16 protein-coding genes are annotated in these 23,766 nt (G+C 66.1%); 8 read left to right on the top strand and 8 right to left on the bottom strand.

The window, feature by feature from the left end; genetic code table 11:
• Window position 1: 1 nt before the first annotated feature.
• The 3 genes from Q9246_RS22465 to Q9246_RS22475 all read right to left on the bottom strand — a co-directional run bounded on the left by Q9246_RS22465 (window position 2) and on the right by Q9246_RS22475 (window position 4,787).
• Complete coding sequence (locus tag Q9246_RS22465; RefSeq protein WP_306393180.1) at window positions 2–1,639, bottom strand: TldD/PmbA family protein; 1,638 nt, start codon at window positions 1,637–1,639, stop codon at window positions 2–4.
• Between the two features lie 169 nt (window positions 1,640–1,808).
• Window positions 1,809–3,143, bottom strand: a complete 1,335-nt coding sequence (locus Q9246_RS22470) for a TldD/PmbA family protein (RefSeq protein ID WP_306393182.1) — start codon at window positions 3,141–3,143, stop codon at window positions 1,809–1,811.
• Window positions 3,144–3,152: 9 nt separating this feature from the next.
• Window positions 3,153–4,787 (bottom strand): TldD/PmbA family protein, encoded by a 1,635-nt coding sequence (locus Q9246_RS22475; RefSeq protein WP_306393183.1) that lies wholly within the window; start codon window positions 4,785–4,787, stop codon window positions 3,153–3,155.
• Window positions 4,788–5,146: 359 nt separating this feature from the next.
• On the opposite strand from Q9246_RS22475, the gene Q9246_RS22480 reads away from it, so the two are divergent.
• Window positions 5,147–5,929 carry a class I SAM-dependent methyltransferase gene (locus Q9246_RS22480; RefSeq protein WP_306393184.1) on the top strand — a complete coding sequence of 261 codons (783 nt, stop codon included), beginning with the start codon at window positions 5,147–5,149 and terminating at the stop codon, window positions 5,927–5,929.
• A gap of 125 nt (window positions 5,930–6,054) precedes the next feature.
• On the top strand, window positions 6,055–7,671 hold the full coding sequence (locus Q9246_RS22485) for a S1C family serine protease (protein WP_306393185.1): 1,617 nt from the start codon (window positions 6,055–6,057) through the stop codon (window positions 7,669–7,671).
• 261 nt (window positions 7,672–7,932) lie between these two features.
• Here Q9246_RS22485 and Q9246_RS22490 read toward each other — a convergent pair whose 3' ends face one another.
• On the bottom strand, window positions 7,933–9,546 hold the full coding sequence (locus tag Q9246_RS22490) for a serine hydrolase (RefSeq protein ID WP_306393187.1): 1,614 nt from the start codon (window positions 9,544–9,546) through the stop codon (window positions 7,933–7,935).
• On the bottom strand, window positions 9,543–11,399 hold the full coding sequence (locus Q9246_RS22495; protein ID WP_306393189.1) for a M1 family metallopeptidase: 1,857 nt from the start codon (window positions 11,397–11,399) through the stop codon (window positions 9,543–9,545). Before Q9246_RS22495 ends, Q9246_RS22490 begins: the two co-directional genes overlap by 4 nt.
• A 176-nt stretch (window positions 11,400–11,575) precedes the next feature.
• Between Q9246_RS22495 and Q9246_RS22500 the strand changes: the two genes are divergently transcribed.
• Complete coding sequence (locus Q9246_RS22500; protein ID WP_306393191.1) at window positions 11,576–12,151, top strand: TMEM165/GDT1 family protein; 576 nt, start codon at window positions 11,576–11,578, stop codon at window positions 12,149–12,151.
• Here Q9246_RS22500 and Q9246_RS22505 read toward each other — a convergent pair.
• Window positions 12,148–13,770: a CehA/McbA family metallohydrolase gene (locus Q9246_RS22505; RefSeq protein ID WP_306393192.1), complete on the bottom strand. Its 1,623-nt coding sequence runs from the start codon at window positions 13,768–13,770 to the stop codon at window positions 12,148–12,150. The genes Q9246_RS22500 and Q9246_RS22505 overlap by 4 nt on opposite strands.
• A 159-nt stretch (window positions 13,771–13,929) precedes the next feature.
• Here Q9246_RS22505 and Q9246_RS22510 point away from each other — a divergent pair, with 159 nt between their 5' ends.
• From Q9246_RS22510 to Q9246_RS22520, 3 genes are all read left to right on the top strand, one after another.
• Window positions 13,930–14,499 (top strand): YdeI/OmpD-associated family protein, encoded by a 570-nt coding sequence (locus Q9246_RS22510; protein ID WP_306393193.1) that lies wholly within the window; start codon window positions 13,930–13,932, stop codon window positions 14,497–14,499.
• A 165-nt stretch (window positions 14,500–14,664) separates the two neighbouring features.
• Window positions 14,665–17,004: a GH92 family glycosyl hydrolase gene (locus tag Q9246_RS22515; protein ID WP_306393195.1), complete on the top strand. Its 2,340-nt coding sequence runs from the start codon at window positions 14,665–14,667 to the stop codon at window positions 17,002–17,004.
• Between the two features lie 171 nt (window positions 17,005–17,175).
• On the top strand, window positions 17,176–18,813 hold the full coding sequence (locus Q9246_RS22520; RefSeq protein ID WP_306393197.1) for a nuclease-related domain-containing DEAD/DEAH box helicase: 1,638 nt from the start codon (window positions 17,176–17,178) through the stop codon (window positions 18,811–18,813).
• Between the two features lie 621 nt (window positions 18,814–19,434).
• On the opposite strand, the gene Q9246_RS22525 is transcribed toward Q9246_RS22520, so the two are convergent.
• Window positions 19,435–20,451, bottom strand: coding sequence for a helix-turn-helix transcriptional regulator (locus Q9246_RS22525; protein WP_306393198.1), 1,017 nt, complete (start codon window positions 20,449–20,451; stop codon window positions 19,435–19,437).
• Window positions 20,451–20,864 (bottom strand): hypothetical protein, encoded by a 414-nt coding sequence (locus Q9246_RS22530; RefSeq protein WP_306393199.1) that lies wholly within the window; start codon window positions 20,862–20,864, stop codon window positions 20,451–20,453. Before Q9246_RS22530 ends, Q9246_RS22525 begins: the two co-directional genes overlap by 1 nt.
• A gap of 208 nt (window positions 20,865–21,072) precedes the next feature.
• On the opposite strand from Q9246_RS22530, the gene Q9246_RS22535 reads away from it, so the two are divergent.
• Both Q9246_RS22535 and Q9246_RS22540 read left to right on the top strand, forming a co-directional pair.
• The gene (locus Q9246_RS22535) at window positions 21,073–21,591 is read left to right on the top strand and encodes a hypothetical protein (RefSeq protein WP_306393201.1); all 519 of its coding nucleotides are present in this window, start codon (window positions 21,073–21,075) and stop codon (window positions 21,589–21,591) included.
• 78 nt (window positions 21,592–21,669) lie between these two features.
• A complete protein-coding gene (locus Q9246_RS22540) occupies window positions 21,670–23,766 on the top strand; it encodes an AAA family ATPase (RefSeq protein ID WP_306393202.1) in 2,097 nt (698 codons plus the stop codon).

Genomic DNA, 23,766 nt, shown 5'->3' on the forward strand with positions numbered 1-23,766 from the left:
CTTATCCGATCTTGCGTGCGGTGTTGATGACGTTGATGCCGTTGAAGCGCGTGGTGCTCGATCCGTGCGACACCGCGCTCACCTGGCTCGGCTGGCCCTTGCCGTCGAAGAAGGAGCCGCCCATGCGCCAGTCGCGCTCGTCGCAGATGGCCGAGCAGGCATTCCAGAATTCCTGGGTATTGGCCTGGTAGGCCACGTCTTCCAATGGACCGGTGATCTTGCCGTTCTTGATCTCGTAGTACAGCGTGCCGCCGAACTGGAAGTTGTAGCGCTGCTGGTCGATCGAGTAGGAACCGCGGCCCAGGATGTAGATGCCCTTCTTGACGTCCTGGACCATTTCGTCCGGAGTCAGGCGCGCTTTGCCCGGTTCCAGCGAGACGTTCGGCATGCGCTGGAACTGCACCGTGCTCCAGCTGTCGGCATACGAGCAGCCGTGCGATTCCTTCTCGCCGATGATGTGGGCCTGGTCGCGCGTGGCCTGGTAGTTGACCAGGATGCCGTCGCGGATGATGTCCCACTTCTTGGCCGGCACACCTTCGTCGTCGTAGCCGATGAGGCCCAGCGAGCCAGGCGTGGTACGGTCTGCAACAAAATTGACGCGCTCGGCGCCGTACTTGAATTTCTTCGTCTGCCACTTGTCGAGGCCCGCGAAGCTGGTGCCGGCGTAGTTGGCTTCGTAGCCGAGCACGCGGTCCAGTTCCGTCGGGTGGCCGACGTTTTCGTGGATGGTGAGGAACAGGTGTTCGGGCGACAGCACCAGGTCGTACTTGCCCGGCTCGACCGACTTGGCGGTCAGCTTTTCGCGCGCCTGCTTGCCGGCCAACCGCGCGTCTTCCACGATGTCGTAGGAGCGGGTGTACAGCGTGGTGACGCCGCCTGCTGCGCGCACCTTGTCCGCGGCCTTGGCGTCGAAATATTCATAGCCCATCGACGCCGGGGCGCCCAGGCCGCCGCGCGAGCGGAACTTGCCGGTCTTCTGGTCGACGGCGGTGGCATTGATCGGAGCCCACAGGCGGTGGATGTCCTGGTCGATGTAGGAGCCGTCGGTGGAGGCGAAGTATTTTTGCTGGTTGATCTGGAATAGCGAGGCGGTCATGAAGTTCGCGCCCGCATCCAGGCCGGCCTTGTTGGCGGCGATCAGCATGTCGGCCTTTTCCTTGACCGGCAGGGTGCGCCAATCCTTGACGATCGGCGTGGCCCACGCCACTTCGCCGACGCCCTTCACCGGCGCCAGGCGTACCGGTTCGGTCTGGAGCTTGGCATTGGCCTTGGCGATGGCCACCGCCTGGCGCGCGGCCTGGGCGATGCCATCCGGGGTCATGCTGTTGGTCGACGCGAAACCGTAGGCGCCATCGGCGATCACGCGGATCCCGACGCCGCTCGACTCGGTATTGTTGATGCTCTCGACGTTCAGGTCGCGCGTGATGATGAACTGGTTCAGGTAGCGGCCGATGCGCACATCGCAGTACGACGCGCCGGCCTGCGTGGCCGCGCCCATCGCGGTATCGGCCAGGACCTTCTTGGCGCTCGCCGCCATCGGCTTGAGCAGGTCTTCGGCCGCGATCGCGTTGCCGAATACCGGAATGAGCATGGCGCCGGCAGTGCCAGCGCCAATTTGCAGGAATTTACGACGTTCCATGTGTGTTATCCGTTTGCGTTGCAGGTGCTCGCGTTGGCGCTCGCACTTGCGTTAGCGTTTGCACGTCGTTCCCGCGAAGGCGGGAACCTAAGTTTGCATGAGCAGCCACTGCGCTGAGAAACTTGGGTTCCCGCCTGCGCGGGAACGACGGGGCCGAGGCTGCAGGTGCTTAGACCGCGTCCGACAGCGACGTGAAGTTGAAGTCGCGGATCTTCATCGACGGGATCAGCATCGAGTAGCGCGCTTCGTCGGCGCCGATGACCACCGGCTTGCCGATTTCCTCGATATTGTTCAGCATCGAGACCGGGCTTTCATTGAAGCGGAAGTTCTTGATCGGATGCTTGATCTTGCCGTTCTCGACGTAGAAGGTGCCGTCGCGGGTCAGGCCGGTCAGCAGCACCGATTGCGGGTCGACCATGCGGATATACCAGGTGCGGGTCACCAGCACGCCCTTCTTGGTGTTGGCGATCAGCTCTTCGGTGGTCTTGTTGGTGCCAGCCATGATGATGTTGCCGGCCGCGCCCACCGCGCGCTGGTTCTTCTGCTGCGCCCAGAAGCGCGAGTAGTCGAGGGCATTGATCTTGCCGTCCTTGACCAGTTCCACGCGTTCGCGCGGCAGCATGTTCTCGTCCCACGGCAGCACGGCGACGTCCTTGTCCCACGGGTCGGACCAGATATTGACCTGGCTGTCGAACAGCTTGTCGCCCAGGCGGTTCTTGCCGCCGGCCTTCGACAGGAAGCTGCGGCCCTCGTCGGCGCGGCGCGCGTCGAAACCGCCCAGCATGAACGACAGCAGGTCCGAGGTCGCGGCCGGCTCCATGATCACGGTGTAGCGGCCCGGCTCCAGCGCCTTGGCGTCGACCGAGCGCAATGCCTTCTCGATCGCGATCTCGGCCGCTTCGCGCGGGTCGAACTTGCTCACGTCGCGCGCCGAGCGCTTGACCCAGCCCGAACCGCGGCCGTCTTCGGTGCGCACGGTCAGGGTGAAGTCGAGCGAGGTCGAGGCCTGGTGCCCGAACAGGCCATTCGAGTTGGCGACCGTCTCGAAACTGGTGCGGTCGGTGAAGAAGCCGGCCGAGACCAGGCCGCGCTTGCGGCAGCCTTCGATCGCATACGCCGCGGCTTGCGCGCGGTATTCGGGATCGATGTCGGCGGTCTTCTGCACGAAGGTGTCGGACGGCTTGTACGCGGTCTTGGCGATCGCCGGGATGAATTCCGGATTGTCCGGCGCCAGCTTGGCCAGGTCTTCGGCGCGGCGCACGGCGCGTTCGATCGACTTGTCGTCGAACTCGTTGATGGTGGCCGTGCCCTGCTTCTTGCCGAAGGCGACCTGCACCTGCACGCGGGTGTCGTCGGCCAGGCCGGCGGTCGAGACGGCGTTGCGGGCGAAGCGGATATTGCCGATGGTGCTGCCTTCGATATTGACGATGCACTCGTCGGCCTTGGTCAGCGACATCACGCGGTCGCTGATCTTCTTGGTTTGTTCCTGGGTCAGGATGCTCATGGTCGTCCCTTAGCCGATCTTGCGGGCGGTGTTGATCACGTTGATGCCGTTGAAGCGCGCGGTCGACGAGCCGTGCGAGACGATGCTGATCTGCGGCGGCTGTCCCTTGCCGTCGAAGAAGGAGCCGCCCATGCGCCAGTCGCGCTCGTCGCAGATCGCGCTGCAGCCGCCCCAGAATTCCTGGGTGTTCGACTGGTAGGCCACGTCTTCGAGCATCTGGCCGATCTTGCCGTCCTTGATCTCGAAGAACAGCTGGCCGCCGAATTGCGAGTTGTAGCGCTGCTGGTCGATCGAGAACGACCCGTCGCCGACGATGTAGATGCCCTTCTTGATGCCCTTGACCATTTCGTCCGGGGTGAGCCTGGCCTTTCCTGGTTGAAGCGACACGTTCGGCATGCGCTGGAACTGCACGGTGTTCCAGCCGTCCGCATAGGAGCAGCCGTGCGACTCTTTCTCGCCGATGATGTGGGCCTGGTCACGCGTGGCCTGGAAGTTGACCAGGATGCCGTCCTTGATGATGTCCCAGCGCTTCGACTTGACGCCTTCGTCGTCGTAGCCGATCGCGCCCAGCGAACCCGGGGTGGTCTTGTCGGCGTAGATGTTGACGATCGGGGCGCCGTACTTGAAGCTCTTCGACTGCAGCTTGTCAAGGGTAGCGAAGCTGGTGCCGGCGTAGTTGGCCTCGTAGCCCAGCACGCGATCGAGTTCGGTCGGGTGGCCGACGTTTTCGTGGATGGTCAACCACAGGTGTTCCGGCGACAGCATCAGGTCGTACTTGCCCGGCTGGACCGACTTGGCGGTCAGCTTGCGCTTGGCGTCGCGGCCCGCGGCGCGCGCGTCCTCGACGATGTCGTAGCTGTCGGTGTACAGGGTGGCGACGCCGCCGGCGGCCTTGATCTTGTGCTCGGGGCGGGCGTCGAAGTATTCATAGCCCTTGCCGACCGGGGAACTGAGGCCGTCGCGCGAGCGGAACTTGCCGGTGGCCTTGTCGACCGCGGTGGCCGACAGCGGCGCCCACAGGCGATGCACGTCCTGGTCGATGTACGAGCCGTCGGTCGAGGCGAAGTATTTTTGCTGGTTGACCTGGAACAGCATCGAACGCATGAAGTTGGCGCCGCCTTCCATGCCCGCCTTGTTGGCGGCGATCAGCATGTCGGTCTTCTCGGCGATCGGCACCGTGCGCCAGTCCTTGGTGTACGGCGTGCTCCACGACACGTCACCGACGCCCTTGACTGGTGCGAGCTGCACCGGTTCGGTCTGCAGCTTCGCATTGGCCTTGGCGATCGCCACTGCCTGGCGCGCCGCGTTGGCGATGCCGTCGTTCGACATGTCCGAGGTGGCGGCGAAGCCATAGGCGCCGTTCACGATCACGCGCACGCCGACGCCGGCCGATTCGGTATTGGCCACGTTCTCGACGTTCAGGTCGCGGGTGGTGATGAACTGGTTGAGGTAGCGGCCGATGCGCACGTCGGCGTAGCTGGCGCCGGCCTTGGTGGCGGCGTTCAGCGCGACGTCGGCCAGGGCCTTCTTGGCGGCGACGGGCATCGTGCTGACCAGTTCTTCGGCAGCGATCGCGCGTCCGAAAGGCAGCAGCACCGAGGCAGCGGCCAGGCTGCTGAGATTGAGAAAGGTACGGCGTTCCATGTGTTCTCCTGAAGGATCTACTCCGGGCAGCGGTTCCGCAAACAGCTCGGCGCCGCTCTTGTATGTACATCGCTATTGTTGTGATTTTTGCCGGTGCGAGACGCGGCAAACCTCTCAACCATAGCAGCAACTAAACGTTTTGAATAGGCAATCTTTGTGCCAGCTCAATGTACTAATCGCTGCGTGTGTTTAGCAGTGTCCGCAGGGTGTCCGGGCGGTGTCCGGGCGGTGTCCGGGTGTCCGCCGCGGACAGTCAATACGGGAACAATGCTTGACTGTCCGGCTTGCCTGTTCGATCATCTGCGCGGCGACGGCGGCGCTTCGACCAGCCGTCTACCCCACCATGGAGACCTCGCACGATGAAACGACTGATCCTGGCCGCGATGCTGGCAACCGGCATCGCCGGCGCCGCCCACGCGGACGACGCCCTCAAATCCGCCATCGCCGGCGAACACCGCGCCGCCGCCAACAAGGCCCGCGACACCTACCGCCACCCCTATGAAACATTGACCTTCTTCGGCATCAAGCCGACCATGAAGGTGATCGAGCTGTCGCCGGGCGGCGGCTGGTACACCGAGATCCTGGCGCCCTACCTGCGCGACCAGGGCAAGCTGTATGGCGCCGTACCGGACGCCGAGAGCCGCGGCGGCAAGGCGTTCCGCGAGCGCCTGGCGGCCAATGGCGCCGTGTACGGCAAGGTGACCCCGGTGCTGTTCGCGCCGCCGACTGGCTTCGAGCTGGGCGCCCCGAACAGCGTCGACATGGTGGTCACCTTCCGCAACCTGCACAACTGGCTGGGCAACGGCGACGACGCCGTGCTCGCCGTGCTGAAGGAAGCGCACAAGGTGCTCAAGCCGGGCGGCGTGCTGGGCGTGGTCGAGCACCGCCTGCCGGCGAAAATGCAGCAGGACGCGAAAGCCTCGAGCGGCTACGTGCACGAAGCCTATGTGATCCGCATGGCCGAACGCGCCGGCTTCAAGCTGGCCGCCAAGTCGGAAATCAACGCCAACCCGAAGGACACCGCCGACTATGAAAAAGGCGTGTGGACCCTGCCGCCGGTGCTGACCAACAAGGACCAGGACCGCGAGAAGTACCTCGCCATCGGCGAGAGCGACCGCATGACGCTGAAATTCGTCAAGTAATCGGCATCGCTGCCCCGTCACGAAGGCAGGCAACGCCCTCCTTCGTGACGATCCACGTATTTCCTTTTGCGGCGGGCGTGTATATTCTTCCGGTTGCATCCTGAATCGTCCAACCGAAGGAAACCATGAAGACTCTGCCGACATTGCGACTGGCCGCCCTCCTCCTTGGCGCCTGCGGCGCCGCGCACGCCCAGGATACCGTGCCGCCCGAGGTCCCGGCCATGCCCGCACCAGCCACCGCCCCCTCGACCGCTACCGTCCCCGCGCCTGCCGTGGCGGCGCCAAGCGCCGCCAAGAGCGCCGTGCCCGCGCCGGTGCTGCCCGCGGTCGAGAACTCGGTCGTCAAGATCTTCGCCACCATCCGCCGCCCCGAACCCTATAAACCCTGGACCAAGGCGGCGCCCAGCCCGGTCACCGGTTCCGGCGTCATCATCGAGGGCAAGCGCATCCTGACCAATGCCCACGTGGTCGGCTATGCGAGCCAGGTCGAGGTGCAGGCCAGCCAGTCGGGCGACAAGGTCGCGGCCAAGGTGATCGCGCTGGCGCGCGGCATCGACCTCGCCGTGCTCGAACTCGAAGACCCGTCCTTCTTCGACAAGCGCCCGCCGGTATCGCGCGCGCCGGTGCTGCCCGACGTGCGCCAGCAGGTGTTCGCCTACGGCTATCCGGTCGGCGGCAATTCGCTGTCGACCACCACCGGCATCGTCTCGCGGGTGGAGTTCGTCAACTACGGCGCCTTCAGCTCGGGCCTGCGGATCCAGATCGACGCCCCGATCAATCCCGGCAACAGCGGCGGCCCGGTGGTGTCGGGCGACCGCATGATCGGCCTGGCCTTCGCCGGCGCGGCCAATGCGCAGAACATCGGCTACGTGATCCCGAACGAAGAGATCGAACTGTTCCTGCGCGACGTGGCCGATGGCCGCTACGACGGCAAGCCGCTGCTGCACGACAGCGTGCAGACGCTGGAGAATCCGGCTCTGCGCCAGTTCCTCAAGCTCGAGCGCTCGGTCGAAGGCGCGGTGGTGCACCGGCCATACAAGGTCGATGCCAGCTGGCCGCTGAAGGAGTGGGACGTGATCACCCATATCGGCGAACACGCGATCGACAACCAGGGCATGGTCAAGCTGGGTTCGAACCTGCGCGTGCGCTTCCAGTACCGCGTCCAGCAGGTGGCGAAGAACGGCAAGGTGCCGATGACGATCGTCCGCGGCGGCAAGACGATGAAGGTCGAGGTGCCGGCCACGGGGCCGCGTCCGCTGCTGATCTCGGACCTCGATGGCGGCTACCCGTCCTACTTCATCTACGGCCCGATGACCTTCTCGCGCGCCACCAGCGAATTCATGAGCTTCGTCGCCGGCAGCGCGCCGGGGATGAACGCCTATGCCTTCAACGCCAGCCCGCTGGTGACCCAGCGCGGCGATTCGCCGACGCCCGAGCGCGAGGAACTGGTGGTGATCAGCGCGCCGTTCTTCCCGCACAAGCTGGTGAGCGGCTACAACAACCGCTTCGGTTCGGTGGTGGAGTCGGTGAACGGCCAGCACGTGCGCAGCCTGCAGCATCTGGTGGAACTGCTGCGCGACCTGAAGGACGAGCAACTGGTGCTGCGCTTCGACCAGCGCTACGGCGAAACCATGATCCTGCCGCGCAAGGCGACGCTGGATGCGACCGAATCGGTCCTGTCGGATAACGGGATCAGGATGCAGGGGTCGGAAGACATGATGAAGGTGTGGGAGCGTAAATAGCGCTTGTGGTGTGCGTATTGACTTGGGTCCCCGCCTTCGCGGGGACGACGTACGAGCATGAGCGGGGACGACGTACGAGCATGAGAGGGGACGACGTACGAGCATGAGCGGCGACGACGTGCAAGCATGGATCGGCAGGAGTACGTTACTGGCCTGCTACCCATGCACGTCGTTCCCGCGAAGGCGGGAACCCAAGTCATGTGCGTCGCCAGAAGTGCAACTGCACAAGAAAAACGCCCGCAGACCAGCGGGCGTTTTTTCTTATTTCGCCTTTTTCACGGGCGTGAACAGCAGATCCTGGAAGTCATAGCTGAAGTCCGTCTCGGTCGATATCGGCTTCATGCGCAGCCGCTCGATCGAGCCGTCGTGGTCCAGCGAGAACGTCGCATAGGCGTCGGCATTGAAGTTGCGCTCCTTCCAGCGCACGACGAAGGTGTCGTGCTGGAAGTGCTCCATCTCCCCGGTCAGGTCGGGCGTGCGCGAGAACGACATCACCAGCTTGCTGCCCTGGCGCTTGATCGTGACCTTGCCATACCAGGCGTCTTCGTACTCGCCTTCGTAGTCCCACAGCGCCAGCGACGGCTTCGAGGCCTTGGCGCGGGTCGCGGTCTCGGTCTTCAGCCGCGCGGCTTCCTTGTCCTGCGCTTCCTGGGCGACAGCGGCGATGCGGCCGATCCAATCTACCGGCGCCACGCCCAGGTACTGGTCCAGCAGGCGGTATTGCAGCGCATTGAGCGAGGGACCGCTTTCGGCATTGGTGAAGATCGCGATGCCCAGCCTGGCCTCCGGCACCAGCAGCACGCGCGAGTAGAAGCCCTGCAGCGCGCCACCGTGCATCGCCACCAGCTTGCCCTGGTAGTCGCGCAACTGGAAGCCCAGGCCATAGGCGAAGAAGTTCGGCTTGGTGGCCGCCAGCGGCGGACGCGGCTCGTTGATCTTCATCGGCGTCTGCGCGGTCCACATCTCGCGCGCCTGTTTGTCGGACCACAGGCGCACTTCCTTGCCGTCGGCGCCTTGCGCAATACGTCCGTTATCGAGCAGCACATTCATCCAGCGCGCGATGTCCTCGGCATTGGTATTGATGCCCACCGCGCCGATCGCGTTCGCCACCGGCATCGGCTTCACGACCGCCGCCTTGCCGGCGATCTTGCTGTGCGGCGCCGACACGTTCATGCCCGGCTTGTGCTCATCCAGGCTGGTGGTGGTGGCGCGCATGCCGACTGGATCGAGGATCCACTCGCGCATCGTCGCGCCCCAGTCCTTGCCCGATTTCTGGGCGATGATCTTGCCGGCCACGATGTACAGCAGGTTATCGTAGGCGTAGCTGTTGCGGAAGCTCGTCGCCGGCTTGATGTAGCGGAGGTTGTGGATGATTTCGTCGGTGCTGAAGGTGGTGGTCGGCCACCACATCAGGTCACCGGCGCCCAGCCCCAGGCCGCTGCGGTGAGTGAGCAGGTCGCGCACCGTCATCTCGGCCGTCACGTAGGAGTCGTACATGCGGAAGTCCGGCAGGTGCTTGATGACCGGGTCGTCCCATTCCAGCTTGCCCTGGTCCACCAGCATCGCCAGGCCGGCCGCCGTGAAGGCTTTCGAGTTTGATGCGATCTCGAAGATGGTCTTGCCGTCGACCGGGGTCGGGTCGCCGAGCTTGCGCACGCCGAAGCCCTGGGTGACGACGACCTTGCCGTCCTTGACCACGGCGATGGCGATGCCGGGGACGTCGAAGGTCTTCAGCACGCGATTGACGTCGGCTTCCAGGTTGTAGGCCGGCGCTGCCGCGGCGGCTGCTGGAGTGGCCGCGGTCTGCGCAAGCGCGGCGCCGGCCGTGCAGAACGCCAGCAGCACTGCGCCGGCGATTCGATTCATGGTCATCATTGCTTGCCCATCGCTTTATCGACGCTCGACTGCGTCTCGGGGTGGTAACGCTCGCGCGCCTTCTTGTAGATTGCTTCAGCCCAGGCACGGTCGTCCGGCTTCTCGCGCAGCGCAGCGTACAGCGGCACCACGAACTTCTGGCGGCCGACGCTCATCAGGAAGGCTTCCAGCTGCGGACGCACGGTGCGGTAGCCGGCATGCACCGAGGCGCGGTAGAAACGGAAGGCGACTTCGTTGTTCTTCGTGTTGGCGAGATCGTAGGCGCGGTCGAGTTCTTCGAGCTTTTTCGCATCGACCTTGTTGTCGATATCGTTCAGGAACTTCATCCACTCGGCCGCATTCCAGTCCCTGGCCTTCAGTTGCCCGGTCGAGACCGTGCCCTTGATCCAGCCGTCGATCGACGCGTTCAGCTGCGCCAGGCGCTGCGACACGGCGCGCTGGCCGCTTTCCGGGATGCCGGGGCCGTAGATCCACTCGTCCAGCTCGGCCTCGCTCATGATCTTCGGATTCTTGGCCAGCAGGTTCTTGCGCAGGTAATCCAGGAACTGGTCGTTGGTGACGCTCTGGAAGGCGTGGCCGTCGAACCAGCCGCGCAGGAAGGTGTCGAAAGCGGCGCGGCCGGCGCGCTGTTCGAGCGTGTGCAGGAACCAGGCGCCCTTCGGATAGGCCAGCGAGGTGTCCGGGTAGTGCTCGGCCGAGGTGTCGGGCTGGCGCGAGACCAGCGCCTGCTTCGCCGGCGGCAGGTCTTTCAGCATTTCCAGCGCCTCTTCCTGCTCCAGCTGCAGGTTCATCAGGGCGGTTTCCTTGCCGTAGATCTCCTCCAGGATGCGGGTGGTGACGTAGGTGGTGAAGCCCTCGTTCAGCCACCAGTGCTTCCACGAGGCGTTGGTCACCAGGTTGCCCGACCAGCTGTGCGCCAGTTCGTGGGCAATCAGGTCGACCAGGCTGCGGTCGCCCGCGATCATGGTCGGGGTCAGGAAAGTCAGGCGCGGGTTTTCCATGCCGCCGATCGGGAACGATGGCGGCAGGATCAGCATGTCGTAACGCCCCCAGCGATACGGGCCGTACAGCTTCTCGGCTGCCTCGACCATCTTCTCGGTATCGGCCAGCTCGTATTCGGCGGCCTTGATGCGCTGCGGTTCGGCATAGACGCCGGTGCGGCCGCCGAGCGTGCGCGCTTCGAGTTCGCCGATGCCGATCGCCAGCAGGTAGGACGGAATCGGCTGCGGCATATTGAACTTCCAGCCACCCTTGCCGGTGGCCTTCATGTCGTTATCGGCGCTCATCACCACGCGCAGGCCTTGCGGCGCCTCGATGCGCGCGCTGTAGGTGAAGCGCACCGCAGGGGTATCCTGGATCGGCACCCAGGAGCGGGCATTGATCGCCTGCGACTGGCTGAACATGAACGGATACTTGCCCGACATGGTCTGCACCGGCTGCAGCCACTGCAGCGCGGTGGCGGTCGGCGCGGTGCGGTAGTGGATGCGCACCTTCTTCTGCTGGACCGGCAGCTTGACGTGCAGCGGCTGGCCCTTCTCTTCGTCGAACTTGCCGAGCGAGTAGTCGGCCTTGCGCCAGGCGCCCTTCGCATCCTGGGCCTCGATCTTCGAGATCGTCAGCTCGCGCGTGTCCAGGTCGAGCGTGGTCGCTTTCTTGTCCAGCCAGTCGAGGGTCAGTTCGGCGTAGCCGTCCAGGCTTTTCTTGTTGAAGTCGGCCTTCAGGTCCAGGTGCAGGGCCGTGGTCTTGACCTGGTCGTACTTGGCGTAGCTGAGGGGATCGAGGGCGAAGGCGTAGGCGCTCCAGGCGCCCAGGAAGGCTGCGGTGCTGGCGCGCAGCAGGGTGTTGTGGTTCATGGTCTCTCGCAGGGAAGGTCGGCCCGGCAGGCCGAGGCGGGTGCAGGATAGCATGCACGCCTGCCCAGCGAAAGCACGCCGGCCGCGCCTTCATGCGCGGTCAATACGCGCGCGGCGCCGCAAGAACGGAGCCGGCTCTGCTATGATCGCGGCCTTCCTCCTGCCTCTCCCGATTGATGGACGCCTTTCTCGTCTCGACCGGCATCGTGGGCCTCGCCGAGATCGGCGACAAGACCCAGTTGCTGGCCTTCCTGCTCGCCGCCCGCTTTCGCCGCCCGCTGCCGATCGTGCTCGGCATCTTCATGGCGACGGTGGCCAACCACGCCTTCGCCGCCGCCGTCGGCGCGCTGGTCAGCGAGCTGCTGGGCCCGGGCACGATGCGCTGGGTGCTGGGCCTGTCCTTCCTCGCCATGGCGGCGTGGACCCTCATCCCCGACGAGATCGACGCCGAAGAAGCGCAGCTGGCGAAATACGGCGTATTCCTCACCACCCTGATCGCCTTTTTCGTCGCCGAGATGGGCGACAAGACGCAGGTCGCCACCGTGGCGCTGGCCGCGCGCTACGAATCGATGGCGGCGATCGTCGCCGGCACCACCTTCGGCATGATGCTGGCCAACGTGCCGGCCGTGTACTTCGGCGAACGCATCGCCAACCGCGTTCCCCTGAAGCTGGTGCACGGCATCGCGGCGCTGATCTTCGCGGTGCTCGGCATCGCCACCCTGCTCGGCATGGGCGAAGGTCTCGGTTTCTAGTCCGCCTCCTGCGTCACCCACACCGGCGCCGACCACAGCACATTGCCGTCGTCCTGGGTCACCTTCGCATAATAGAAGTGGGCGCCGGGCGATGGCGTGAAGGTGGTCTCGGCCTGGTCGGACAGTTGCGTGACCGTGCCCTTGCGGCCCGGGACGCCTTCCATGATCGCCACCGCAGCCGCCTTCCTGCCGGCCAGGCTGGCGAAGTTCGCCACCAGCGCCAGCGGACCGCGATTGGTAAACCGCTCGCCCATCAGGCGGCCGTTGGCGGTCAATACCAGTTGCGAATCCTTGTCCATCGTCGCGAACACGCGGCGCGCCTTGAGCGCCTCGACGAAGCTGGCGCGGTTCAAGGCGACGCCATTCGGCAGCAGCACGCCGGTGCGGTTGGTGAACGACGCTCCCCAGTTGGCGCAGTGGTTGTCCTGGTTGGTGCTGAAGGCCAGGCGGTAACCCGCTTCCAGCAGCCGGTTGCAGGCGCCTTCGAAATTGCTGCGCCGGGTCTCGCTCTCGCTGACGTTGGTCGAGAACGCGGTGCTGTTCATCACCTCGCACAGCGCCATCGCCTCGCCGCCATCGTCGGTATAGGCCAGCGGTACGCCATCGACCTGGAACTGGCCCGAGTGCGCCGGGTGGTTGAACTGGCCCACCCAGCCGCGCTGGCGCATCAGCGTGTACAGCGCGGCGTAGTCGCCGCGCGGGGTACGGGTATCGGCCATCAGCTCGCCTTTCGCATTGGTCTCCCAACCCAGCAGTTCGTCGCTGTTGAAGATATTGATATGGCCGCCGTTGTTGATGACGCCCCACTCCAGGCCATACACCGCCAGGAAATCGGGATGCTTGCGCGAGAAGCCGGCGGCGGCGTCCAGGCCGGAGCGGTACAGCGCCCTGGCGGCGGCCGGGTCGGCGTGCGGCGCCCTGCCTTCCGAGCCGTCGTACATGTGGTTGTGTTCCGATGCGACCAGGATGTCGAGGCCGCGCTCCCGGGCGTAGGCGAAGGCGGCGTCCGGCCCATGCGGCGACTTCAACGGCGACTGGGCGCCCTTGCACTCGGTGACGTCGGCGCCGCCGTCGCTGTGGTTGGTCTGGCTGTGCAGGTTGCCCAGGTAGACCGTGTAGGGCAGCGCGCCGGGCGCCGGCGCGGCAGCCGGCGCGAAAGGACGCGGCAAGGGCGAAAACGCCGGCATCGCAAGCTCGCGCGGCGCGCCGACCGCGATCTCCCACTCCTGCTCGTGCGCTTCATGTGCTCCATGGTCATCGCCGCGCACCGTCGCCTGCAGCCGGACCTTGTAGATGCCGGCCGGCGCCGCGGCCAGTCCCAGGCGACCGGACCAGGGCACGGCCACCGTCATCGCCTCGCCGGTGAATGGCGCCGCGCCGCGCCAGCGCAGGGCAACACGTCCACCGGGCCTGATCAGCTCCACCCGCCAGTCGACGATGGCCGCATGCGGCAGGCCGGGGTAGGCGAAGCCCAGGGTGAAGGTCCGCCCCTGCGCCGCGCCGGACTGGAACGGCGCGAGCAGGGTGGCTTCGAATTCCTGGTGTTCTGCGGGGGCGGCTTGCGCCAGGCTGCAGCACAACGACAGCGCCATGAGTGGAGGCAGGAATGAGGTTCTCATGATGCAATTTTTGCAACTTCATGCCGTATTCATATTGCGCCTCCTCTCCTTAAAATTGTCATTTCGACCATATTCATTGATGGTTTTCAAAAAAGACATTTGCATGGCGCATGACCGGCGGTTAAGGTTGGCGGGTTGCCCACCTTTCCGACTTCACCGATGCCCACGCACGCCGCCCCCGTTTTCTTCGACAGCGCACAGGATTTCCGCGCCTGGCTTGACGCGCATGCCGACAGCGCGACCGAACTGCTGGTGGGTTTCCACAAGGTAGGCAGCGGCCGGCCCAGCATGAGCTGGTCCGAGTCGGTCGACCAGGCGCTATGCCATGGCTGGATCGACGGCGTGCGCCGCCGCATCGACGACGCCAGCTACAGCATCCGCTTCACGCCGCGCAAGCCGGGATCGATCTGGAGCGCGGTGAACATCGCCAAGATGGAAGTCCTGCGCGCGCAGGGCCTGTTGCTGCCGGCCGGTGAAGCGGCGTTCGCGCGCCGTTCGGAAGAACGCTCGCGCGTCTATTCGCACGAGCGCGAAACGCCGGCCGAACTGGATGCGGCGGACACAGGCCTGTTCCAGGCGCAGCCCGCGGCCTGGGCCTATTTTTGCGCCTGCCCTCCCGGCTACCGCGCGACCGTGCTGCACTGGATCACCAGCGCGAAGAAGCAGGAGACCCGCAGCGCGCGCCTGGCGCGCCTGATCGACGCCTGCGCGGCCGGCCAGCGCCTGTAGAAAGACCATGCGCCGCCCTCAACATGTTTAGTAAACCGGCTAAACAGATGTGCTGAAACACGGTAACGATTGATCGAAAACCAGACTCCACATATAAGTTGCACTTGGGTATAGTTGCAACAAGAACAGGCGGCGAGCGTCGCTGCCGCCACGTGTGGAGACAATATGACAGCCAGGCCTCATCTCGGACAACTCTCGATCGCCGCCACCGCGGCGCTTTTGTTTAGTACAGTTCCCGCCCAGGCCGCCCCGGCGGGCAGCCCGGCGGAAGCCGTGAACGTCTTCATCGGCACCGGCGGCGACGGCCACACCTTCCCCGGCGCCAGCCGTCCCTTCGGCATGGTGCAGCTCAGCCCCGACACCCAGCACCGCCATTTTCGACAAAGCTATCCCTGGGCCGCCGGCTACAACCATGCCGACAATTCGATCCTCGGCTTCTCGCATACCCACTTCTCGGGCAGCGGCCACTCGGACCTGGGCGACGTGCTCCTGATACCCTATGGCGGCGAGACCAAGCTGGAGCCGGGCTATCCCGAGCGTCCGTACTCGGGCTACCGCTCGCGCTTCTCGCACGACCAGGAAAAGGCCGAACCGGGCTATTACGCGGTGCGCCTGAAGGACCACGAAGTCGACGTCGAACTGACCGCCAGCGAGCGCGTGGGCCTGCACCGCTACAAGTTCAAGGCCGGCGAGCCGGCCAAGGTGCTGCTCGACCTGCGCACCAGCATCTATAACTACGACGACAAGAACCTGTGGGCGCGCCTGCGGGTGCGCAACAGCACGACCATCACCGGCATGCGCGAGACGCGCGGCTGGGCGCCGGGCCGCCAGCTGCACTTCGCGATCCAGTTCTCGCGCCCGATCGACACCCGCCAGCTGCTCAATCGCGAAGAAGCGATCGCCTACCGCGGCTTCACCCAGCCCGGCAAGACCCCGGGCGACAAGGCCATGGTCGAAGGCAAGCAGCTGATGGCCGACTTCAATTTCGGCGTCCCAAGCGACGGCACCCTGCTGGTGAAGGTCGCGCTGTCGGCGGTGAGCGAAGACAATGCGATCGCCAACCTGGCCGAGATGCCGGGCTGGGATTTCGACAAGGAGCGCGAGCGCGCCGGCAAGGCCTGGAACGATGCGCTGGGCGCAGTGAAGGTCGAGGCCGAGGGCCCGATGCGCACCAAGTTCTACACCGCCCTGTACCACAGCATGCTGGCGCCGTCGCTGTTCATGGACCTGGACGGCAGCTACCGCGGCCCGGACAACCAGGTGCACAAGGCGAAGAACTTCCGCTTCCACTCGACCTTCTCGCTGTGGGACACCTACCGCGCGCTGCACCCGCTGCTCACCATCGTCGCGCCCGAGCAGCGCAATGCCGACTTCGTGAACTCGCTGATCGCCTCGCAGCAGCACAGCCCCTACGGGATCCTGCCGGTATGGCAGTTCCACGGCCTGGAAACCTGGACCATGATCGGCTACCACGCGGTGCCGGTGATCGCCGACGCCTACATGAAGGGCATCCGCGGCTTCGATGCCGACAAGGCCCTGGCTGCGATGACCGCCAGCGCCGAATACGGCCCCTACGGCGGCCTCGAACACTATATGAAGCTGGGCTACGTGCCGATCGACCTCGAGAAAGAGGCCGCCTCCAAGACCGTCGAATACGCGTTCGACGACTGGACCATCGCGCGCATGGCCGAGAAGATGGGCAAGAAGGACGTCGCCGCCCGCTACTACAAGCGGGCCCAGAACTACCGCAATGTGTTCGACAAGGAGACCGGCTTCATCCGCGCCCGCAAGTCCAGCGGCGAATTCCGCACCCCGTTCAACCCCGAGTTGTCGAACTTCGGCAGCGACTACACCGAGGGCAGCGCCTGGCAGTATTCCTGGTATATGCCGCACGATAACGCCGGCCTGATCTCCTTCCTGGGCGGCGACACCAAGCTGGTGGAGAAGATCGACCAGGTATTCGACGCCAGGGTCGATGAGACCGTGTACGCCCACATGGAAGACATCTCGGGCCTGATCGGCCACTACGCCCACGGCAACGAGCCCTCGCACCACGTGGCCTACCTGTACAACTACGCCGGCGCGCCGTGGCGCACCCAGGAACGCCTGGCCAACATCATGGCGACCCAGTACAGCGACCAGCCGGACGGCCTGTCGGGCAACGACGACCTGGGCCAGATGTCGGCCTGGTTCGCCTTCACCGCGCTCGGCTTCTATCCGGTCGCGCCGGGCAGCAACGAGTACGTGATCGGCCGCCCCTTCCTGAATAAAGCGGCGCTGGACCTGCCGAACGGGAAGCGCTTCACCGTGCGCGCCGACCAGCTCTCGGGCGCCAACGGCTACGTCGGCCGCGTGACCCTGAACGGCAAGCCCCTCAACCGCAGCTTCATCCGCCACGAAGACATCATGGCCGGCGGCGAACTGGTGTTCACCATGCAGGCGACGCCGAACAAGGACTGGGGCAAGGAGCAGGGCGCCCGTCCCTACACGCAAACGAAGTATTGATCGGGAAAGAGCGCGAGATGGGCAATGACGTCGGCCAGCTGTGCTGGTGGTGCGCGAGAGCAGCAACGACGACTGAGCCGCCAATCGCGGCAGGTGCGGAAAAACGACAGGCCATGGTGTCATCCGGCCGCTTGCTTGATAATGAGCAACTCCTGAAGATCGCTCCCCGCCATGGCCACCCTGTCTCCCCACCTGCTCCCGCCGCTGCGTACCGACGCCGGACGCTATCGTGAACTCGACGTCCTCGAACGGCTGCGCGACCACCTGCCGCAAGGCTTCGAGGTATTCCACAGCGTTGCGCTGCACACCGTCCACAATGGGCACGACCGCTATGGCGAGATCGATATCGTGGTGCTGGCCCCGAACGGCAACCTGCTGCTGATGGAAGTGAAGGCCGGCGCCGTCGTGCTGCGCGAAGGCGGCATCTACAAGCTGTATGGCAGCGGCGAACGCGACGTCGCGCGCCAGGCGCTGGTCCAGCGCGCCGCCATGCAGAACCGCCTGCAGCAGGCCGGCATCCACCCTGAACTCGTCAGCTGCCTGGTCCTGCCCGACTACACGCTGGGCGACGGCCAGGTGACGGCGATCCCGCGCGAGCGCATCATCGACGCCGTCGGCTACGACCGCATGGTGACCACGGTGCGCGACTGGCTGGCGCCGACCCAGCGCCTGGTCGACCACGAGGCGCTGCGCCGCCTGCTGCTCAACCAGTTCCAGGTGATGCCGGCGCTAGACGTGCTGCGCGACCAGTTGCAAGGCACGGTGCGCCACTTGTCGGACGGCCTGGCGACCTGGGTGCCGCGGGTCGAGACCGCATCCGGCATCGTGCGGGTGCAGGCCACGGCCGGCTCGGGCAAGACCCAGCTGGCCCTGCAACTGCTGGAGGATGCGCGCGCCGCGGGCCGGCAGGCGCTGTACGTCTGCTACAACCGGAGCCTGGCCGACCACGTGCGGCGCCTGGCGCCGCCATCCAGCGAGGTGGTGAACTACCACGAGCTGTGCGTCGAGCACTACCGCCGCCGGCACGGCGAACCCGACTTCTCCCCAAGCGGCTTCGAGCGCATGACGCAAGCCTACCTCGACGATTGCGACGGCCTCGAGGCGCGCGTCGACCTGCTCGTCATCGACGAAGCCCAGGATTTCAGCGCCGAGTGGGTGGCCTGCCTGTGCGGCCAGCTGCGCGAGGGCGGCCGCCTGTACGTGCTCGAAGACGAGGCCCAGCGCGTGTACGACAAGGACGGCTTCGAGCTGGGCGAGGCGGTGACGATCCGCTGCAGCGACAATTTCCGCACCCCGCGCATCCTGTGCAAGTTGATCAATGCGCTCGACCTGGTGCGCCCGCCCGTGCGCAGCATGAACCCGTATGACGGCGAGGTGCCGGGCATCCGCACCTATGCCTCGAGCGACAAGTTGCTGGCTGCGACCGAGGCGGCGGTGGAAGCGCTGCTGGCGCGCGGCTTCGCGCCGGCCGACATCGCGATCGTCTGCGGCCGCGGGCGCGGCAGCTCGCAGCTGCTGAACCGGGCTACCATCGGCGGACGCCGCACGCGCCGCTTCACCGGCGAATACGACCGCAACGGCGAACAGCGCTGGAGCGACGGCGAGCTGCTGATCGAATCGGTGTACCGCTACAAGGGCCAGAGCGCGCCCGCGGTGGTGGTGACCGAGTTCGATTTCGACACCCTCGACGACAAGACGCGGCGCATGTTGTTCGTCGCCCTCACGCGGGCGCAGATGGCGGTGGAACTGGTGCTGTCGCCGGCGGCCGAGCGCTGCCTGCATGCGGCGCTGCAGGACGCCGCCGGCTAGCGTCCGCGGGCCATTTGCACCCGCTTACAGAAGAAGCACCACGTCGTCCCCGCGCAGGCGGGGACCCAAGTTTGCCTGCATCGCCACTCGCGTTCGTTTTCACGGCAGCGCTTAGGACTTGGATTCCCGCCTGCGCGCACTGGTGTCCGGAACAAATTCGGATCCCGAAAAGGCGACCCTCTATAGCGAAAAACACGTCGTACCCGCGCAGGCGGGTACCCAAGTGCAGCGGACCAGCGGCTCAAAAATCGCGCTCCGATAAAGGCTGAGGCTATGCAAGAGCATGAGCATTCTTTGACGTTACTTGGATTCCCGCCTGCGCGGGAATGACGTGCGTACTTCGCGAATAAATATTCCGGACGCTAGTGCGCCTGCGCGGGACTGACGGTGCATGCATTGCGAATGACTCTTCCGGGCGCTGTGCGCCTGCGCGGGACTGACGGTGCATGCATTGCGAATGACTCTTCCGGGCGCTGTGCGCCTGCGCGGGACTGACGTGCGTACTTCGCGAATAAATATTCCGGACGCTAGTGCGCCTGCGCGGGAATGACGGTGCATGCATTGCGAATGAATCTTCCGGGCGCTGTGCGCCTGCGCGGGAATGACGTTCACGCTTGCATATCAAGTCGCACTTGCATAGGCCTGCGCCATCTTCGCCGCGGTCTGCGCCATCTCCTGGCGCAGGCTGGCCGGCTCCTCGACCACCACGCCGTCGCCGAAGCCCAGCAGCCACCACACCAGCGAACGCGTGTTGGGGACGGTGGCCACCAGCCGCAGGCGCTTGTCGGCTTGCAGCGTGAGTTCCTGGTCTTCGCTGAGCGGCGTTTCATACAGGTGCTCGCCGGCTGCACGCGTAAACACGGCGTACAGGCGCAGCGGCGCGCCGGCGATCACGCCGAACTGGCCTGAGGCGATATACGCGTCGAGGTCGAAGTCTTCCTTCTTGCGCGCATCCTCGTAGCGCGCCTCGGCCGCCACGATGCGGTGCAGCGGAATGGTGCGCACGTCCTCGTAGTCGCCGAACATGCAGACCAGGTAGATGATGCCGCCGCGCTGGACGATCGCCTGCGGATGCACGACCTCGTACACCGTCAGCTCCTGGGCATCGCGCTTGCGGTAGTGCAGCGTCAGCTGGCGGTCTTCCATCAGGGCCAGGTAGACGGTGCGCTGGCAGTCGGGGTCCAGGCGCGGCGGGGTCAGGGGCTGGTGCGGCGGCATGCTGCGCACCTTGTGCAGCCATGCCTTCGAGGGCACCGGCTCGTCGTCGGTCGACAGGGTGCGCGCGGCCGATTCGAAGTAGGGCTGCAGCGCCTCGGCGGTGCTGGGGGGCAGGTGGAGCTGCAGGTGCTGCTGGACCAGGGTCATGGTCAGCGCCTCGGGCACCGTCAGGCCGGGCAGGTCGAAGCGCTGGGCGCCGCGTAGCCAGCTCCATTTGTAGGGCCGCTCGGCATCGTCGCAGACCAGCGGGAACACCTCGGCCAGGGCATTCAGGTCGCGTTCGACGGTGCGCTTGTTGACCGGGAATTCGAGTTCCTCCAGGCGCTTGCACAAGGCGCCGGCCTCGATCGACAGCGGCGCGCGCGGCACCAGCTGCAGCATATGCCACTGGCGCAGGAGGGCTTGCTGGTTGTTCGCCATCAGAACGCCTCCGCCCAGCGCTGCCAGTAGCCCGGTTCGTCGTGTTCAGCGTTTTCCATCGCCAGTTCGAGCGGCATCGCGTAGAAGCGCACGCCGGCATGGCGCATGCTGCCGTCGGGCAGCTCGAGATAGTCGCGCAGCACCTGGTAGGCCGGCAGCGCCTCGTCCCAGGGCAGGTCCAGGTAGACCTGGCCCAGCCAGGACGCCATCACCGACGGATTGGCCAGCGGGCCGCAGGGCCTCCATGCCACGCCGTTGGCGTCCAGCCAGGCCAGCACCTGCTCGCGCATCGGATCCTGCTCGTAGTCGTAGTGGCGCCGTTCGGCGGCGGCTTGCGGGTGGAATTCCAGGTAGAGCGCGGCGCGCCCCTTTTGGCGCGCGATGGCGTCGATGTGTTCGATCAGTGCAGGCATGGTGGCTTTCGGCGCGCCGACGTGGCGCGTTCAAGATGTGATATTAGCAAATAAATTACCCGTGGGAAATTGAGACCGGTCCGGCAGACGCAGGGTGACACGTTCACGCGACAGCTTGCGTCGCACTTTTGGCAAGGAGCGCTGCGACACAGCCTGTCGCCGCCGCCTTCTATGCTGTGTCCCTCTTCCACCGTCTGCCAAGGAATCAATGACCGACCTGCGCTGGTATCTCCCGCTCGAACAGTGCCGCAGCCTCGACGCCATCCGCCGCCGCTGGCATCCCCTCCTCGAGCAGGCCGCCAGCCTGCCTCACCAGGACCCGGTCCGCCACCACGATGCGCTGCTGGCCTTCATCGGCATGTCGGCGCTGTCCCCGCACCTGAAGCTGGCGGCGCTGCTGGCCTGCGTCGACAGCGGCGGCTTCGACCTGCGCCTGGCGCTCGGCGCGCTCGACGACCAGGTCAGGGCCAGCCGCGCGCCGTGGCCAGGCTCGGTGCACGGCGCGGTGGCCGGCAACGGGCCCGCGATGCAGGTGGCCAGCACCCGCGACTGGCTCGGCGCCTTCGTGGTCGGCCGCCTGGCCGGCCTGCGCGACGGCATGCAGGGAGACGGCGCCGGCGTCGCGCACTGGAAGGCGGAATATCGCCGCCGCTATGCCGAGATGGCGCTGCGGCGCGGCCTGGCGGACGCCGGCCTGCCGGCGCCGCGGCTCACGCGCATCAAATAAGCAACCTTTCGGTATCGCGACACATTCCGTCGCATCCCTGCCGCACAATGTAGTCATCCCATCTCCAGGAGAGCCGATTTGACCGTACGCCGCCGCCGTTCCCGCCCCGCCCCCCAAGAACTCGCCCAGGCCAGCCGCCTCTGGGTCCTGCGCATCATGGTGCCGCTCGGCGGCCACCGCGACCTGGTCGGTCCGATGTGCTTCTCCAACGATCACCTGGCGCGCGCGCTGGGGCTGGGCGACTGGATCGACGACGACGAGCGCGATTTCGACGCCAACCTGGTCAAGAAGCGCCTGCGCGAACTGCACCGCCAGGCCGAAAACGACCTCGATCGCAAGGTGCCCGCGATCCTGCACGCCAACGTGGCGCGCCTGGCGGCGCTGGTCGGCATGTCCGACATCGAATGCCGCATCCTCGAATTCGCCACCATGCTGCACCACGAGCGCATCCTCGACGATGCCGCCGAAACGCTGGGCAACCTGTCTTCGCCGAAGATCGTCGACGTGCTGGCCACCCTGCTCGACCTGCAGCCGGACGCGGTGCGCGACGCACTGGGCACCGGCGGCGTGCTGGCGCGTTCCGGCCTGCTCAATATCGACCGCGCCATCAGCGGCTCGCTGCGCAGCAAGCTCGACCTGCTGTCGAACCGCTTCGCCGACTCGGTGGTCGGCCTCGACGCCGACCCGATCTCGCTGCTGCGCGACACGGTGGCGCCGAGCGCGCCGGCGCGCCTGACCCTCGGCGACTTCCCGCACCTGGAACAGGAACTCGCCATCCTGCGGCCCTACCTGGAACGCACCGTGAGCGGCAGCGACACGCCGCGCCAGGGCGTCAACGTGTTCGTGTACGGCGCGCCAGGCACGGGCAAGAGCGAGCTGGCGCGCGCCCTGGCGGCGGAGCTGGGTTGCGAGCTGTTCGAAGTGGCCAGTGAAGACGAGGACGGCGACCCGGTCGGCGGCGAGCGCCGGCTGCGCGCCTACCGCGCCGCCCAGAGCTTCTTCGACCGCCGCCGCGCGCTGCTGCTGTTCGATGAAGTGGAAGACGTGTTCGCCGACGACGGCATGTTCGGCCAGCGCAGCACCGCCCAGCGCCGCAAGGCCTGGATCAACCGCACGCTGGAACAGAACCGGGTGCCGACCCTGTGGCTGTCGAACTCGATCGACGGCATCGACCCGGCCTTCCTGCGCCGCTTCGACATGCTGGTCGAAGTGCAGGTGCCGCCGCGCAGCCAGCGCGAACGCATCCTGCAGGCCGCCTGCGGCGACCTGGTCGATGCGCCGACCCTGGCGCGCATGGCGCGGGTCGAGACGCTGGCCCCGGCCGTGGTCGACCGCGTGGCCTCGGTGGTGCGCACCATCCGCGACCAGTTCGACGACGCCGGCGCGGCCCGCGCCGTGGCCTGGCTGGCCGGACGCACGCTCGAGGCCCAGGGCCATGCCGGGCTGGATGCCGGCGACGCCGCGCGCCTGCCGTCCGACTACGACCCGGCCATCCTGAACGCCGACACCGACCTGGCGGCGCTGCTGCCCGGCCTGCAACATGCGCGCTCCGGCCGCCTGTGCCTGTACGGCCCGCCCGGCACCGGCAAGAGCGCCTTCGGCCGCTGGCTGGCCGAACAGCTCGAAATGCCGCTGATGCTGCGCAGCGCTTCGGAACTGATGTCGAAGTATGTCGGCGACAGCGAAAAGGCGATCGCCCAGGCCTTCCGCCAGGCCGAGCGCGAAGGCGCCCTGCTGATGATCGATGAAGTCGACAGCTTCCTGCGCGACCGCGAAGGCGCGCGCGCCTCGTGGGAAGTCACGCGCGTGAACGAGATGCTGACCCGGATGGAAGCCTTCGGCGGCGTGTTCATCGCCTCGACCAACCTGATGGACGATATCGACCCGGCCGCGCTGCGCCGCTTCGACCTCAAGCTGCGCTTCGGCTACCTGCGCCCCGAGCAGGGCTTGCTGATGCTGGAACGCCAGTGCGCCGCCTTCGGCCTGGCGGGCCCCGGCGCGCACGAGCAGGCGCGCATGCACGGCCTGCTGAAGCTGACGCCGGGCGATTTTGCCGCGCTGGCGCGGCGCCACCGCTTCGCGCCGTTCACCGCCTGCGCGCAACTGGTGACGGCGCTCGAGCAGGAATGCGCGCTCAAGCGCGGCCGGCAGGCGTCGATCGGTTTCCTGGCCTGA

It is taken from the genome of Telluria beijingensis, from assembly GCF_030770395.1.
Classification (GTDB): Bacteria; Pseudomonadota; Gammaproteobacteria; order Burkholderiales; family Burkholderiaceae_D; genus Telluria; species Telluria beijingensis.

Coding starts and splice junctions, on each gene's coding strand:
- Q9246_RS22465 (WP_306393180.1), bottom strand. CDS start 1,639: ATGGAACGTCGTAAATTCCTGCAAATTGGCGCTGGCACTGCCGGCGCC.
- Q9246_RS22470 (WP_306393182.1), bottom strand. CDS start 3,143: ATGAGCATCCTGACCCAGGAACAAACCAAGAAGATCAGCGACCGCGTG.
- Q9246_RS22475 (WP_306393183.1), bottom strand. CDS start 4,787: ATGGAACGCCGTACCTTTCTCAATCTCAGCAGCCTGGCCGCTGCCTCG.
- Q9246_RS22480 (WP_306393184.1), top strand. CDS start 5,147: ATGAAACGACTGATCCTGGCCGCGATGCTGGCAACCGGCATCGCCGGC.
- Q9246_RS22485 (WP_306393185.1), top strand. CDS start 6,055: ATGAAGACTCTGCCGACATTGCGACTGGCCGCCCTCCTCCTTGGCGCC.
- Q9246_RS22490 (WP_306393187.1), bottom strand. CDS start 9,546: ATGATGACCATGAATCGAATCGCCGGCGCAGTGCTGCTGGCGTTCTGC.
- Q9246_RS22495 (WP_306393189.1), bottom strand. CDS start 11,399: ATGAACCACAACACCCTGCTGCGCGCCAGCACCGCAGCCTTCCTGGGC.
- Q9246_RS22500 (WP_306393191.1), top strand. CDS start 11,576: ATGGACGCCTTTCTCGTCTCGACCGGCATCGTGGGCCTCGCCGAGATC.
- Q9246_RS22505 (WP_306393192.1), bottom strand. CDS start 13,770: ATGAGAACCTCATTCCTGCCTCCACTCATGGCGCTGTCGTTGTGCTGC.
- Q9246_RS22510 (WP_306393193.1), top strand. CDS start 13,930: ATGCCCACGCACGCCGCCCCCGTTTTCTTCGACAGCGCACAGGATTTC.
- Q9246_RS22515 (WP_306393195.1), top strand. CDS start 14,665: ATGACAGCCAGGCCTCATCTCGGACAACTCTCGATCGCCGCCACCGCG.
- Q9246_RS22520 (WP_306393197.1), top strand. CDS start 17,176: ATGGCCACCCTGTCTCCCCACCTGCTCCCGCCGCTGCGTACCGACGCC.
- Q9246_RS22525 (WP_306393198.1), bottom strand. CDS start 20,451: ATGGCGAACAACCAGCAAGCCCTCCTGCGCCAGTGGCATATGCTGCAG.
- Q9246_RS22530 (WP_306393199.1), bottom strand. CDS start 20,864: ATGCCTGCACTGATCGAACACATCGACGCCATCGCGCGCCAAAAGGGG.
- Q9246_RS22535 (WP_306393201.1), top strand. CDS start 21,073: ATGACCGACCTGCGCTGGTATCTCCCGCTCGAACAGTGCCGCAGCCTC.